15 protein-coding genes and 1 tRNA gene are annotated in these 14,345 nt (G+C 67.0%); 14 read left to right on the forward strand and 2 right to left on the reverse strand.

Features of this window, described 5'->3' with window-relative positions:
- Positions 1-142 precede the first annotated feature (142 nt).
- Positions 143-1,918: an ABC-F family ATP-binding cassette domain-containing protein gene (locus tag ATE67_RS12845; RefSeq protein WP_058817048.1), complete on the reverse strand. Its 1,776-nt coding sequence runs from the start codon at positions 1,916-1,918 to the stop codon at positions 143-145.
- Between the two features lie 134 nt (positions 1,919-2,052).
- On the opposite strand from ATE67_RS12845, the gene ATE67_RS12850 reads away from it, so the two are divergent.
- Complete coding sequence (locus tag ATE67_RS12850; RefSeq protein WP_058817049.1) at positions 2,053-2,799, forward strand: SIMPL domain-containing protein; 747 nt, start codon at positions 2,053-2,055, stop codon at positions 2,797-2,799.
- 49 nt (positions 2,800-2,848) lie between these two features.
- Here ATE67_RS12850 and ATE67_RS12855 read toward each other — a convergent pair whose 3' ends face one another.
- The gene (locus tag ATE67_RS12855) at positions 2,849-3,529 is read right to left on the reverse strand and encodes a prolyl hydroxylase family protein (RefSeq protein ID WP_231728150.1); all 681 of its coding nucleotides are present in this window, start codon (positions 3,527-3,529) and stop codon (positions 2,849-2,851) included.
- Between the two features lie 102 nt (positions 3,530-3,631).
- On the opposite strand from ATE67_RS12855, the gene ATE67_RS12860 reads away from it, so the two are divergent.
- The 13 genes from ATE67_RS12860 (at position 3,632) to ATE67_RS21720 (ending at position 14,128) form a co-directional block, all read left to right on the forward strand.
- Positions 3,632-3,708: transfer RNA gene (locus ATE67_RS12860), tRNA-His, on the forward strand.
- A gap of 98 nt (positions 3,709-3,806) precedes the next feature.
- Positions 3,807-4,856, forward strand: a complete 1,050-nt coding sequence (locus ATE67_RS12865; RefSeq protein ID WP_058817050.1) for a Glu/Leu/Phe/Val family dehydrogenase — start codon at positions 3,807-3,809, stop codon at positions 4,854-4,856.
- Between the two features lie 176 nt (positions 4,857-5,032).
- A complete protein-coding gene (locus ATE67_RS12870; RefSeq protein WP_058817051.1) occupies positions 5,033-5,386 on the forward strand; it encodes a YbaN family protein in 354 nt (117 codons plus the stop codon).
- A gap of 127 nt (positions 5,387-5,513) precedes the next feature.
- Entirely contained in the window at positions 5,514-6,245 is a 732-nt protein-coding gene (gene ccmC, locus ATE67_RS12875) for a heme ABC transporter permease CcmC (protein ID WP_058817052.1), read from the forward strand.
- 21 nt (positions 6,246-6,266) lie between these two features.
- Positions 6,267-6,452 carry a hypothetical protein gene (locus tag ATE67_RS12880; RefSeq protein WP_058817053.1) on the forward strand — a complete coding sequence of 62 codons (186 nt, stop codon included), beginning with the start codon at positions 6,267-6,269 and terminating at the stop codon, positions 6,450-6,452.
- The gene (gene ccmE, locus ATE67_RS12885) at positions 6,449-6,886 is read left to right on the forward strand and encodes a cytochrome c maturation protein CcmE (protein WP_058817054.1); all 438 of its coding nucleotides are present in this window, start codon (positions 6,449-6,451) and stop codon (positions 6,884-6,886) included. Before ATE67_RS12880 ends, ccmE begins: the two co-directional genes overlap by 4 nt.
- Before the next feature lie 112 nt (positions 6,887-6,998).
- Positions 6,999-8,969, forward strand: a complete 1,971-nt coding sequence (locus tag ATE67_RS12890; protein WP_058817055.1) for a heme lyase CcmF/NrfE family subunit — start codon at positions 6,999-7,001, stop codon at positions 8,967-8,969.
- Entirely contained in the window at positions 8,966-9,496 is a 531-nt protein-coding gene (locus ATE67_RS12895; RefSeq protein ID WP_058817056.1) for a DsbE family thiol:disulfide interchange protein, read from the forward strand. Before ATE67_RS12890 ends, ATE67_RS12895 begins: the two co-directional genes overlap by 4 nt.
- Before the next feature lie 134 nt (positions 9,497-9,630).
- On the forward strand, positions 9,631-10,038 hold the full coding sequence (locus tag ATE67_RS12900; protein ID WP_058817108.1) for a cytochrome c-type biogenesis protein: 408 nt from the start codon (positions 9,631-9,633) through the stop codon (positions 10,036-10,038).
- Positions 10,035-10,709, forward strand: a complete 675-nt coding sequence (locus ATE67_RS12905; RefSeq protein ID WP_058817057.1) for a tetratricopeptide repeat protein — start codon at positions 10,035-10,037, stop codon at positions 10,707-10,709. The genes ATE67_RS12900 and ATE67_RS12905 overlap by 4 nt, the downstream gene beginning before the upstream one ends.
- Positions 10,710-10,765: 56 nt before the next feature.
- The gene (locus ATE67_RS12910; protein WP_058817058.1) at positions 10,766-12,727 is read left to right on the forward strand and encodes a potassium transporter Kup; all 1,962 of its coding nucleotides are present in this window, start codon (positions 10,766-10,768) and stop codon (positions 12,725-12,727) included.
- A 109-nt stretch (positions 12,728-12,836) separates the two neighbouring features.
- Positions 12,837-13,643 (forward strand): hypothetical protein, encoded by an 807-nt coding sequence (locus ATE67_RS21715; protein WP_231728151.1) that lies wholly within the window; start codon positions 12,837-12,839, stop codon positions 13,641-13,643.
- Positions 13,643-14,128: an AHH domain-containing protein gene (locus ATE67_RS21720; protein ID WP_058817060.1), complete on the forward strand. Its 486-nt coding sequence runs from the start codon at positions 13,643-13,645 to the stop codon at positions 14,126-14,128. Before ATE67_RS21715 ends, ATE67_RS21720 begins: the two co-directional genes overlap by 1 nt.
- Positions 14,129-14,345 lie beyond the last annotated feature (217 nt).

A 14,345-nucleotide genomic window follows, 5' to 3' on the forward strand; every position in this document is an offset into this window, starting at 1 on the left:
TCGACCGTTAGTCGCCGTCCCTTTTATCGTCATCCCGGACTTGATCCGGGATCCACAACGGCGGTGCGGCTATGGATCCCGGATCAAGTCCGGGATGACGAGGCTGGAGTAGGAACGGCCGCTTCCCACCCCAAAACGGACGCTAACTCAGCGCTTCAACCTCTTCGGCCAATGCCAGCCAGCGATCCTCGGCTGCCGTTTTCTCGTCGCGCAGCTGGTCCAGCTTCGTCGTCAGCGCGTTGAAGCGCGCGTTGTCGCGGGTGAACAGGCTGCTGTCGGAGAGTTCGGCTTCTATTGCGGCCATCTCCTTCTCGATCGCTTCGATCCGGGCCGGGAGCAGGTCGTAGTCGCGCTGGTCCTTGTAGCTCAATTTCTTGCGCGCTTGCGGCGGCGGCGCCGTTTCGCTGGCTGCAGCCTTGGCCTTCGTCGCGGCGGGCTTCACGCGCTTCGCTTCCCAATCGGCATAACCGCCCGCGACGATATCGACCTTTCCCGACCCATCGAGCCCGAGCGTGACGGTCACCGTGCGGTCGAGGAAGTCGCGGTCGTGGCTGACGAGGAGGACGGTGCCCTCATAGTCTGCGATGACCTCCTGCAACAGGTCGAGCGTTTCGAGATCAAGGTCGTTGGTCGGCTCGTCGAGGACGAGCAGGTTCGATTCGCGGGCAAATTCGCGCGCGAGGAGCAGCCGCGAACGCTCGCCGCCCGAGAGTGCGCCGACGTTGGCTTCGGCAATGCCCGGATCGAAGAGGAAGTCCTTCAGATAGCCCTGGACGTGCTTCTTGACCCCGCGCACCTCGACCCAATCGCCTCCGTCGGCAAGGATGTCGCGGACCGTCTTGTCGGGGGCGAGCAGGCTGCGTTGCTGATCGATCACGATGCCGTCGAGCGTCGGGGCGAGCGTGACCGTCCCTTCGTCGGGCTGGATTTCGCCCGTGAGCAGCTTGAGCAGCGTCGACTTGCCCGCGCCATTGGCTCCGACGATGCCAATGCGGTCGCCGCGCTGGACGCGGAAATCGAAGTCCCTGATGATCGTGCGGTCGCCGAAGCGCTTGGTAATCCGGTCGGCGACGATCACCGATTTCGAGCGAACGTCGTCGTTGGCAAGGCCGAGCTTGGCGACGCCGGGCCCGCCGATCATTGCGGCGCGCGTTGCACGCATTTCCTTGAGCTTTTCGAGACGGCCCTGATTACGCTTTCGGCGTGCGGTGACGCCGCGTTCGAGCCAGTGCGCCTCGAGCCGCAGCTTCGAATCGAGCTTTTGCGCGGCGCGGGCTTCCTCGGCGAACACGGCTTCGGTCCATTCGTCGAAGCCGCCGAAACCGATTTCCTTGCGGCGGATGCTGCCGCGGTCAAGCCACAGCGTCTGGCGCGTCAGGCGCGTTAGGAAGGTGCGGTCGTGGCTGATGACGACAAAGGCGCCGGTGTAGCGCGCGAGCCAGTTTTCGAGCCAGTCGATTGCGGCGAGGTCGAGATGGTTCGTCGGCTCGTCGAGGAGCAGCACGTCCGGGTTCTGCGCCAGCGCACGCGCGATCGCGGCGCGGCGGCGCTCGCCGCCCGAGGCGCTTGTGGCGGTGCGGCTCATGTCGATGCCGAGCTGGTCGGCGATCGCGGCGACGTCATGTTCGGCGGGCGCGTCGGCGCCCGACGTCGCGAAATCCATCAGCGTGTCGAAGGCCGACAGGTCGGGCTCCTGTTCGAGCATCACGACATGGGTGCCGGGGACGATCGTGCGCTTGCCCTTGTCGGCGTCGATGCGGTTCGCGAGCAATTTCAGCAGCGTCGTCTTGCCCGCGCCGTTGCGACCGATAAGCGCGAGGCGGTCGCGCGCGCCGACATAGATGTCCAGGTCCTGGAACAGCCAGCCGCTGCCTTGCACAAGGCCGAGGCCCTCATAAGATAAAATCGGTGCTGCCATGATGAACGGCGCGCTACCGATACGTTCAGCATCATGCAAGCGCCATGCGCGCAAAGGCCGGAACGGGTCCAGTCCGTCTGCGTTACGGGCTGGAAATCGGAAATGGCCGGGGGTCCGGCCGACAGGAGAATGAAATGACGAAGCAACTGCTCACCGTTATGGTCGCCGGAATGGCTTTGATCGCGGCGGCTCCCGCCATCGCGCAGCAGGGAGGCTCGACGGTGACCGCAGCAACGGCGCAAGGGCCGATCCTGAGCTTCAGCGTGAGCGAGGAAGTGCGCTCGCGCCCCGACCAGGCGACCGTCGGCGCCGGGGTGACGACGACCGCGCCGACCGCGGTCGAGGCGATGCGGCTGAATGCGACTGCCATGGACAAGCTGATTGCCGCGGCGAAAGCACGCGGGATCAAGGCCGAGGATATCCAGACAAGCGGCATCAGCCTGTCGCCGCAATATGACTATAGCAACAACGGCAACGGCCAGCCGCCGCGCTTCATCGGTTATCAGGTGTCGAACACCGTACGCGCGACGACGAACAAGATCGCCGACATCGGCCCGCTGCTCGACGCGCTGGTGGCCGCGGGCGGGACCAATATCGAGGGGCCGTGGTTCGGCATGAAAGACGCGGATGCGCAGCTGGTCGGTGCCCGCGGCGCGGCGATCAAGGAAGCCGAGGCGAAGGCCGCCGACTATGCACGCCTTGCGGGGTTCCGCAGTGCTGAACTGGTGTCGATCAGCGAGGGCGGCAGCTATGCTGGCCCGCCGCCGCCGGCGCCGCCGATGGTGCGCCTGCAGGCGATGGACGCCAAGGCCACTCCGGTCGAGCCGGGGCAGGTCGCGAACACGCTGACGCTGAGTTTTCAGTATCGGCTGGTGCGGTAAAACCATGGGGGTCGGCTAATGCCGGCTCCCAACGGGGGCTGACGCGGGTTTACCGCAGCTCCCCCTCCGCCCATGGCCACGGCCGCTCGCGGAACCATTTGGTGATGATATATTTGCGGCCCTTGCGGACCTTCATCCCATGGTGGAGCGTGTCGGGGTTCACCGTGCCGTCGGGCCGAATGTTGTTCCACGCGAGCAATTTGCCGGTTTCGGGCTGGTGCATTTTCCCTGTGGCGAGGAAGCGCGTCGCGCCGCCGGCGGCGGGCTCGTTGAGATAGATCATCAACGTCCAACTCCGCTGGCCGGGGATCGCGCAATAGGTTTCCCAGTCGGCGCCGTCGGGGTCGAAATAGTCGGTGTGCGCCTTGAATTCCTCGCCGACGTCATAGCGCTGCCCCTGCAGCGGCTCGCCATATTCGAGCGGGATGCCGGTGAGATCGTGGAGCTTGTTGTTGACCGCGATCACCACCGGGTTGCGATGGTCGAGGTCGCAGGTCGAGCTGGTGCGGAACGCTTCGTCGCCGTTCGGATCGGCGATCGTCGACGGGCGCGCGTCGCCGTCGATCAGCGCGATCAGCGCGGCGCAGGTTTCGGCGTCGAGGAAGCGCGGGAGCATGAACTGCTGGAGCTTGAGCGAGGGCGCGCGCCGGATGCCGGGGACGGCGGAGAGCCGCTCGGCGGTGCGGTCGGCGCCCGAGGTCGCCATGTCGACATGTTCGTTGCCAGCCATGGCGCGCTTTTAGGGGGCGACGCCAGCGCGAACAATGCTTGACGCGACGGGGGCGCGCGCCTATCGCCGCGCGCTGTCGCAGGCGGTTTCGCCCGGCGTGTGGCGACCATAGCTCAGTTGGTTAGAGCGCCGGTTTGTGGTACCGGAGGTCGCGGGTTCGAGCCCCGTTGGTCGCCCCATTTTCTCGATCTTCGCGCATATGCGCTATTGGGGGTGACACCCGCGATCCGACGGATTATTACGTCCTAACGTAATTTTCTAACGCGAGGAGTCGCGCATGTCTGCTGTCTGGGATTTCGCCGATTTCGACGATCATGAGCATGTCCACATGTTCCGCGATCGGGCGAGTGGACTGACGGCGGTCATCGCGGTCCACTCGACGCACCTTGGCCCCGGCGCGGGCGGGGTGCGCTATTGGCATTATCCGCAGCGCGCGGCGGCGATCACCGATGCGCTGCGCCTGTCGCGCGGCATGAGCTACAAGAACGCGATGGCCGGCCTGCCGATGGGCGGCGGCAAGGGCGTGATCCTGGCCGACGAGGGCGCCGCGAAAACGCCCGAGCTGCTCGCGGCGTTCGGCCGCGCGGTCGAATCGCTGGGCGGCGCCTATGTCACGGCCGAAGACGTCGGGATCACCGACGCCGACATGGTCGAGATTGCCAAACATACCAAGCATGTCAGCGGGCTTCCGGTGGCCAGCGGCGAGGCCGGCGGCGATCCGGGGCCGTTCACCGCGCTCGGCGTCTATCTGGGCATCAAGGCGGCGATCCGCGAGGGCCTGGGCACCGACAGCGCCGCGGGCGTGCGCGTCGCGATCCAGGGCGTCGGCAGCGTCGGCGGCGGGGTCGCGCGGCGGCTGGCGGCCGAGGGCGCGAAGCTGACGCTGGCCGACGTCAATCTGGCGCGCGCGAAGGCGCTGGCCGAGGAACTGGGCGCGGATCTGGCCGATTCGGCGGCGATCATGGAGATCGAGGCCGACGTGCTGAGCCCCAATGCGCTGGGCGCGATCCTGACCGAGCGCAGCATCGAGAAGCTGCGCGTACCGATCATCGCGGGCGGCGCGAACAACCAGCTGGCGACCGCGGCCGACGGCCAGCGCGTCCACGACCGCGGCATCGTCTATGCGCCTGATTATGTCATCAATGCGGGCGGCATCATCAATGTCGCGCTGGAATATCTGGGGCAGGGGAGCCAGGACGAGGTCGAGAGCCGCATCCACCTGATCCCCGGCCGCCTCGCCGAAATCTGGGCGGAGAGCAAGGCGAGCGGGACGCCGGCTTCGGTGGTGGCCGACCGGATGGCGCAGAAGCTGATCGGACGGGGGTGAACGTCGCCCTTCTCATTTTCCGTTCGTGCTGAGCTTGTCGAAGCACCGTCCTTCTTGCTTCACGGTGGAAAGAGAAGAACGGCCCTTCGACAAGCTCAGGGCGAACGGATAGAGAGAGGGGCTCCCGATACGGATGTGGGTGGCAGTGCGGTTCAAATCCGCTAAGCCAGCCGTTGATGAAACGGCATTTCTATCTGGTCGCAGGCTGGGCTTCGCTGGGACTCGGCGCGATCGGTGCGTTTCTGCCGCTGTTGCCGACGGTGCCGTTCGTCATCCTCGCCGCTTTCTGCTTTGCCAATTCGTCGCCGCGGCTCGAGGCGTGGCTGCTCGGTCATCCGCATTTCGGGCATCATATCGTCGCCTGGCGCGAGAAGGGCGCGATCAGCCGCAAGGGCAAGATCGCGGCGACCGCCGCGTTTGCGGTGAGCATCGTCCTGGCGGCGGTGCTGTCGCCCTGGCCGTGGGTGATGGTGCCGGTGATCGCGGCGGCGGTGACGGGGACGTGGATATGGACGCGGCCGGAGGGGTGAGGTCGCGGGTTCACAGCGGGGCGAGGCTTGACCTTCTGCGCCTCACGGGCAAAACCGACGCCGCCGGGTCGCGCCGGGCAATTCACTGGACCGATAAATCGGCCTCACCTAAAGACGACGCGAACCGATGCACGCTTACGCCAATCCGACCCGTTTTCTGGCGATCGCCAAGCCGCTGACGCCGTGGCTGCTCGGCGTCGGATTGCTGCTCGTGCTCGGCGGCGCCTTCGCGGGCCTGACGATGGTTCCCGGCGACTATAAGCAGGGCGAGACCGCGCGCATTCTTTATGTTCATGTTCCTTCGGCCTGGCTCGGCATGGGCGGCTGGACGAGCCTTGCGGTGGCAGGGCTGGTGCAACTCGTCTGGCGGCATCCGCTGTCGGGGATCGCGGCGCGGGCGATCGCGGTGCCGGGGATGCTGTTCACCGCGCTGTGCCTGGCGACCGGGTCGATCTGGGGCAAGCCGACGTGGGGAACCTGGTGGGAATGGGACGGGCGGATGACGTCGATGCTGGTCCTCCTCTTTCTCTATGCAGGCTTCATCGCGCTGACGAACGGCGATGAGGGCCAGCGGCAGGGCGGATCGCTGTCGCGCGGCGCGGCGATCTATGCGCTGGTCGGTGCGATCAACATTCCGATCATCAACCGCAGCGTCGTGTGGTGGAACAGCCTGCATCAGGGCCCGAGCATCACGCTGGGCGGATCGAGCATCGACAAGGCGCTGCTGTGGCCTTTGGGCTTGACCCTGCTCGGTTTTTCGCTGCTATTCGGCGCCATCGTGCTGATGCGGATGCGGCGGATCATCGCCGACAATCGCGTTGCGGCGCGGCTGCGGCGGCTGGCCGATGAAGAAGATTGACGTGACCGGGGGACCTGAAGCGTGACGGGGGTGATCAGCGGGAGCGGGCAATGGGCCTATGTCGTGGCGGCCTATGCCCTGACCGCGCTGCTGACCGGCGCCGTCCTGTGGGCGAGTTGGCGCGCGATGGCGAAGGCCGAGAAGCGCAGCGATGCGCTCCGCACCGATGGTCGGCGCGGCGGCGCGCCGCGCGGGGACCCGAAATGAAGGCGAAGCACCAACGATTGATCCTCGCGGCTTTCGCGCTGGTAGGCGTGGCAGGCGCCGGTGTGCTTGGGGCGAGCGCGCTGCGCGACGAAGCGGCCTATTTCCGCACCCCCGCCGAGGTGAAAGCCGGAAAGACCATCGTCAACGAGCCGATGCGGCTGGGCGGCATGGTCGCCGCGGGCAGCATCAAGCGACAGGCCGACGGGCTGACGATCGATTTCGTCGCGACCGACGGCAAGGCGTCGATCCCGGTTCAGTTCACCGGCATCGTCCCCGACCTGTTCGCCGAAAATTCGGGGATGGTTGCCGACGGCCGGATGCGCGCCGACGGCGTGTTCGTGGCCGACCGCATCCTCGCCAAGCATGACGAGCGCTATATGCCGCCGCAGATGGGCGACATGCCCAAGGATATGAAGGTGGCGCCGAAGGTATGAGGATGATTTACCGTCGCCCCCGCGAAGGCGGGGGCCGCCATCAGCATAGCACAAGGTTGCCAGCGGCCCCCGCCTTCGCGGGGGCGACGGCGCGTTTGCGGGGCGGCGGAAAATGATCGCCGAACTTGCCCTCGCCCTGCTCTGGATTGCGGCGGCGCTCGCGTGTCTGTCGCTGGTTGCCGGAATCGCCTTCGTCCGGACGGGCAAGGACGATCTCGCCGCGCTGGTGCGGCCCGCGAGCGTCGCACAGGGCGTGCTGACCGCGGTTTCCTTTGCTCTGCTCATCACCCTGTTCGTGCGGTCGGACATGTCGGTCGAGCTGGTGGCACGCAACAGCAACAGCCTGAAACCCATGCTGTTCAAGGTTGCGGGCGCGTGGGGCAATCATGAAGGGTCGATGCTGCTGTGGCTGACGATCCTGGGCCTGTCGGGGGCGCTGGTTGCGCTTTTCGAAAAAAGACTGCGCAAGGACACGCTCGTCGCGACGCTCGGAGCGCAGGCAGCCCTGAGCCTGGGCTTCTTCGCTTTCCTGCTCTTCTCGTCGAACCCGTTCAAGCGCCTGCCGGTCGCGCCGCCGGACGGGCAGGGGCTCAATCCGCTGTTGCAGGATCCGGGGCTCGCCTTCCACCCGCCGACGCTTTACGTCGGCTATGTCGGGATTTCGGTCGCTTTCAGCTTCGCGGTCGGCGCGCTGATCACGCGCGAAATCGGCCCGGCGTTCGCGCGCGCGATGCGGCCGTGGGTGCTGGGGAGCTGGATCTTTCTGACGCTGGGCATCACCGCGGGCAGCTATTGGGCCTATTATGAGCTCGGCTGGGGCGGCTGGTGGTTCTGGGACCCGGTCGAGAATGTTTCGCTGGTCCCCTGGCTCGCGGGCGCGGCTTTGCTCCATTCGGTGAGCGTGACCGCGACGCGCAACGCGCTGCGCGCGTGGACGGTGATGCTGGCGGTGATCGCCTTTTCGATGTCGATGGTCGGCACCTTCATCGTGCGGTCGGGGTTGTTGACCAGCGTCCACAGCTTCGCGGTCGATCCCGAGCGCGGGACTTTCCTGCTGGCGCTGATGGCGATCTATATCGGCGGCGCGCTGACGCTGTTCGCGCTGCGCGCCGGGGCGGTCGCCGAGGGCAAGAAATTCGCGCTGATGAGCCGCGAAGGCTCGCTGGTGATCAACAATCTGTTGCTGACGACGATCCTCGCGCTGGTGCTGCTCGGCACGCTCTATCCGATCGTCGCCGAGGCGATGGGCGAGAAGATTTCGGTGGGGCCGCCCTATTACAACAAGGTCGCGGGACCGCTCGCGCTGATCCTGTGCCTGGTGATGGTCGCGGGACCGCTGCTGAGCTGGCGCAAGGACGATGGCCGGAAATTATGGACGCGGCTGCCGGTCGCGATTTTCGCGGGCGCGGTGGTGCTGTTCGGCCTGGTGCTGTTCGGCGGCAAGGTCGGCGTGCTGCCGCTGCTGGGCATGACGGTGGCGGGGGTCGTGGCGGTCGCCAGCCTGGCGCCGCTGTGGAAGCGCAACCTGCGCCGCACGCCATTGCCCACTTTTGGCATGGTCATCGCCCATTTCGGGGTGGCGGTCGCGCTGGCGGGGATGGGGGCCGAAAGCGCCTTCATCAAGGAACGCCTCGTCGCCGCGGCGCCCGGCGAGACGGTGAAGGTCGACGATTTCTCGGTGAAATTCGTCGGAGCCAAACCCGTCGCCGGGCCGAACTATACCGCGATCCGTGGCACGTTGGTGGCGTCGACCCCGGCGGGCGCGTCGTTCACGCTGCATCCCGAGGCGCGCATGTTTCCCGGGCTGATGGGCACCGCGCCGACCGAGACCAACGAGGCGGCGCTGCTGACGCGGCCGGGCGGACAGCTTTACGCCGTGCTGGGCCAGCCGGTGCCGAGCGCCGACGGTGCGTCGGCCGACCGCTATCAGCTGCGCCTGTGGTGGAAGCCGCTGGTGTGGTGGATCTGGCTCGGCGGCGGGCTGATCGCGGTCGGGGCGACGCTGTCGCTGCTCGGCCGCGCGCAGATCCTCGAAATCTGGCGGGCGCGCCGGGCGCGCAAGGCGCAGGAGCGTTTCGCATGAAGAGCCGCTGGGTCCTGTTCGTGCCGCTGGCGATCATGGGGCTGTTGTTCGGCGCCTTCGTCTATCGCCTGACGGTGCCCGCCGAGACGCTGATCCGGTCGCAGTGGATCGACAAGCCGATGCCGCTGTTCGACCTGCCGCCCGCGACCGCGGGCGTCGAGGGGCTGAAGAGCAGCCAGTTGGCCGACGGCCGGCCGCGGTTGGTCAACGTCTTCGCCAGCTGGTGCATCCCGTGCCGCGCCGAGGCGCCGCAGCTCGAGGCGCTGAAGGCGGCGGGGGTGCCGATCGACGGCATCGCGATCCGCGACCGGCCCGACGATGTCGCGGCCTTCCTGCGCGAAAACGGCAATCCTTTCGACCGCATCGGGTCGGACCAGCAGAGCAGCGTCCAGATCGCGCTTGGCTCGTCGGGGGTTCCCGAAACCTTCCTGATCGACGGCAAGGGGATCATCCGCGAGCAGATCCAGGGCGTGATCCTGGCGGAGCAGGTGCCCGAGATCATCGCCAAGCTGGAGGCGATGAAGTGAGCGGCAAACCCACTTTCTCTTCCTGCGTCCCTGCGAAAGCGGGGATCCGGGCCGGCAAGAAGCCGACGCCGCGCAAACTCGCTTTGGACCCCCGCTTTCGCGGGGGAACAGGGGTGTTTTTAGCCGCGCTGTTGATGCTCGCGGGGCCACCGGCTGTGGCGCAGGACCGGCTGCCGCCCGCGCCCTATGCCTATCAGCAGCTTGCCGATCCGACGCAGGAGGCGCAGGCGAAGCGGTTGATGGAGGAGCTGCGCTGCCTCGTCTGTCAGGGGCAGTCGATCGCCGACAGCGATGCGCCGCTGGCGGGCGACATGCGGCACGAGGTGCGCTCGAAGATCGCGGCGGGCGAAAGCCCCGAGGCGATCCGGAACTGGCTGGTCGCGCGCTATGGCAATTGGGTCGATTATGATCCGCCGTTCGACGCCGCGACCGCATTGCTGTGGTTCGGGCCCTTGCTCTTCCTGGCGCTCGGCGGCTGGCTCGCCTTCGGGCGGTTTCACCGCGGCGAGGATGCCGACGCGGCCGGGGAGGATGCGGCATGATCTGGCTGTGGGTCATGCTGGCGGCGATCGTCACCGGCGCGGGGGTGGTCGGGCTGGGCAAGCTGCCCGCCGCGGCGCGGCCGCTGGCCGGAGCGGCGATCATGCTGGGGCTCGCGGGCTATGCGCTGCAGGGCAGCCCGTCGCTGCCCGGCAAGCCGGTCGCGGCGGCGGCCGAGCCCGACGGCTTCGGCGAGGCGATCACCGACCGCCAGCAGGGGATGGCCGACCGCTTCGGCCCCGCGGCGCAGTGGATCGGCATGTCCGACGGCTTCATGCGGACGGGCAAGACCGCGCTGGCGGCGCAGGCGCTCGAAAAGGGGCTGGATAAATATCCCGACAATGTCGATTTGTGGGTCGGCCTCGGCAATGCGCTCGTCGCGCATGGCGGCGGGGTGATGTCGCCGGCCGCGGCGCTGGCCTTCGACGAGGCGGCGAAGCGCGATCCGGCGCATCCGGCGCCGCCCTTCTTCGCCGGCCTCGCGCTGGCGCAGGGCGGCGACCTGAAGGGCGCCGAGGCGGTGTGGAGCCAGCTGCTCGCGCGTTCGCCCGAGGGCGCGCCCTGGCGGCCGGACCTCGAAATGCGGCTGGCGCGGATCCGCGAGGCGATGGGGCCGCAGCTGCCGCCTGCGACGCCGGTCGCCCCGCCGGCCGAGGCCCCGGCGGGTCCGTAGGTCGCGTCCCGATTTGGAACCTGTTCCGATGGCGCAAGCTCGTCTAAAGGCGCGCAATGACTGCTGAGTCGCCACAGGCGGCGGGCGGCGGCGCGAACGCCGCGACTGCCGACGCCGAAACGGCCCATTATGGCCATGGACATCATAGCGATGGCAAGCTGAAGCTTGCCGTCGGGGCGGTCGGCGTCGTGTTCGGCGACATCGGGACGAGTCCGCTGTACGCGTTCCGCGAGACCTTTTCGGGCCACCATTCGATCGAGGCCGACCAGCTGCACATCTATGGCGTGCTGAGCCTGGTCTTCTGGTCGATGATGCTGGTCGTGACGTTCAAATATGTGCTGACGATCATGAAGGCCGACAACAAGGGCGAGGGAGGCAGCCTGGCGCTGCTCGCGCTGATCAGCCGCCAGTCGGAGGGCAAGCGCTGGACCTGGCCGATCGTGCTGCTGGGCGTGTTCGCGACCGCGCTCTTCTATGGCGACAGCATGATCACCCCGGCGATGTCGGTGCTGTCGGCGACCGAGGGCCTGAGCTACGTCAACCGGGGGTTCGAGCCCTATATCGTGCCGATCGCGCTGGCGATCCTGATCGGGCTGTTCGCGATCCAGTCGCGCGGGACGGCGAAGGTCGGGGCGCTGTTCGGGCCGATCATGCTCGCCTATTTCCTGATGCTCGCGACGCTGGGCATCATGCATATCGTCGATCATCCGACGATCATCATGCACACGCTGAACCCGGTGAACGCGCTGCGCTTCTTCTACCTCGACGGTTTCACCGCCTTCATCGCACTGGGCGCGGTGGTGCTCGCGGTGACGGGGGCCGAGGCGCTGTACGCCGACATGGGGCATTTCGGGCGCGCGCCGATCGGCCTCAGCTGGATGTTCTTCGTGCTGCCCGCGCTGATGCTCAACTATATGGGGCAGGGCGCGATGGTGCTGGCGGGCGAGGTCGCGCCGGCCGCGCAGCTGATCCAGGACCCCTTCTTTCTGATGATGCCCGACGCGTGGCGCGTGCCGGTCGTGATCCTGGCGATCCTCGCGACGATCATTGCGAGCCAGGCGGTGATTTCGGGCGCCTTTTCGCTGACGCAGCAGGCGATCCAACTCGGCTTCATGCCGCGGTTGCGCGTCGAGCATACGAGCGCGTCCGCGGCGGGACAGATCTATATTCCGATGGTCAATTGGGGGCTGATGGTGATGGTCATCATCCTCGTCCTGTTCTTCGGATCGTCGAGCAACCTGGCCGCCGCCTATGGCATTGCGGTGACGGGGGCGATGTTCATCGACACTTGTCTGATGAGCGTCGTGCTGTTCACGCTATGGCGCTGGCCGGCTTGGAAGGCGGTGCCGGTGCTGGCGGTGTTCTTCATCGTCGATATCGCCTATTTCGGCGCAAATCTGATCAAGGTGCCCGACGGCGGCTGGGTGCCGCTGGCGATCGGCCTGACCATCTTCACGATGCTGACCACCTGGTCGCGCGGCCGCAAGCTGATGCAGCAGGAAATGGCCGAGGGGGCGATGCCGATCCCGGTGTTCGTCAAATCGGCCGCGAACAGCGCGACGCGCGTGCCGGGGACCGCGGTCTTCATGACCTCTTCGTCGGATGGTGTACCGCATGCGCTGCTGCACAACCTCAAGCACAACAAGGTGCTGCACGAGCGGATCATCCTGCTGACCATCAAGATCGCCGATGTGCCCTTCGTGCCCGAGAGCAAGCTGTGCCAGCTCGACGCATTGGGGCAGGGCTTTCACCGGCTGATCCTGAACTATGGGTTCATGCAGCCCGTCGACGTGCCCGAGGCGCTGAAGCGCACCACCGGCTGCGGCGGCGAGTTCAAGATGCTGGAGACGAGCTTTTTCCTGTCGCGGCAGACGCTGATCGCGGCGAGCAAGCCGGGGATGCCGATCTGGCGCGAAAAGCTGTTCGCATGGATGCTGCGCAACTCGGAAAGCGCGATGGAATATTTCCGCCTGCCGACGAACCGCGTGGTCGAGCTGGGGAGCCAGGTGGCGATCTGACGCCCGCCTTCATCCGGTGCGGCGAGGTTAACTTACCGCAATGTCGGAATAAGCGTTTGAACATTTTGGCAAGTCTTGCGATGCACTGAGCATCGGGGGGCGGCCGGCAATGCAATTGGGCTATAGCGAAACCTTGAATCGGCCGGCGCCGCCGGAGCCCTTCGCGCTGATCGTCGGACCGGCAATGCTGCACCGGTCCCTGGAGGACATCGAAACCGCCATCCGCCATATGGGCCTGCGTCCCGAGCGGGTCGGCGGCGGCGATATCGCCGAGACGCGGATCGAGCCGCCGCTGTTCCGGCTGCACCTCGGCTCGGTTTCCATCCTCGCCGGGCGGGCGTCGGCCGATGCCCTCGACCTGGCCGATCCGCTTCATCCATCGACCAGCCAGCTGGGGGCGAGCCTGCCCAAGGACTGGCGCGCGGGCGGCCAATGCTGGGTCTTCATCCCCGAAGCCGCGGGCGCGGACACCGAGCCGGTGCGAATGCGCGAATTCTTCAAGATGATGGTGCTGCTGATCGATCTGTTCGATGCCGGGCATATCTTCTGGTCGCCGGCGCGGCTGTGGTCCGAGGGCCCGCAGTTTCGCGCTTCCATCGCCGAGATGCTGGTCAGCGGGATGCCGCCGGTCCTGCATCTGGTCGCATTCCGGCGCCGCGAGGAAGAAGAGCATGCGCTGGTTCGAACCCGCGGTTTGACCTTGTTCGGCGGGCAGGAGATCGAGGGCCGGATACCCGCCGGCTGGACGGTCGCCGAGATGGTCAAGCGGCTGGCGCGGCTGGCGCTCGATATCATGCTCAACGGGCCGGTGCACGAACCGCGGCGGCTGCGGGGGCTGGAACCGGGCGAATGGGTGTCGCTGTCGCCGCAAGCCGGCCGGTCGACGGTGCGGGTGGAATTCGGCAGCGATTTTTGATGGCGTCGCGGCGGTGGCAAACTGCTCCGCCGCCGACGCCGGGCTATCAGCGACATCATCTGGTCCCGGTCGCATTGCTCGGCCGGCCGCAAATGGCGATCATGTTCGAGCATCTGCATCGCGAGGGCTTCTCATTGCAGCAGTTCGCCGCCAACGGCGTCACGTTGCCGGCCAGCGAAGCGACCGCGCTATGGTCCGGCCATGCGCTGCACCGCGGGCCGCATCGGGGCTACAACGATGTGATCGCGGCACGGGTCGAACGGATACGCGTCCACTTCGCGATCCAGGCACCCGTCGACATGCGCCTGGCGCGGCGGACAGCCGTGATGCGGCTGCGCCTGTTGCAGGACGTGATGCGGCGCGCGCTCACCGACGGACATGGCGGAACCTTCTGGCTCAACCGGCGCGATCCGATGCGGCTGTTCGCCGATCGACCCTATCTGGACGCGGCGATCGACCGGCTGTTCGGGGGTGCGCGCGAATAGCCGCCGCCGCGGCCCCTCCACCACCGCCTGCGGCGGCGGTCCACCTCCCCATCGCTGCGCGCCGGGATGACGAAGGTAGGAAGCGATCGAAATAAGCCGTCGCCCCCGCGCAGGCGGGGTAAGCGTGAGCTGGAGGCCGCAGATCAGGCGGCTTCGGCGATCGGTTGCTGATCTGGCTGCCAGTTCCAAGGCATGAGTTCATCCCAGCGCGTGGCAG

The organism is Sphingopyxis sp. H050 (genome assembly GCF_001468265.1).
Classification (GTDB): domain Bacteria; phylum Pseudomonadota; class Alphaproteobacteria; order Sphingomonadales; family Sphingomonadaceae; genus Sphingopyxis.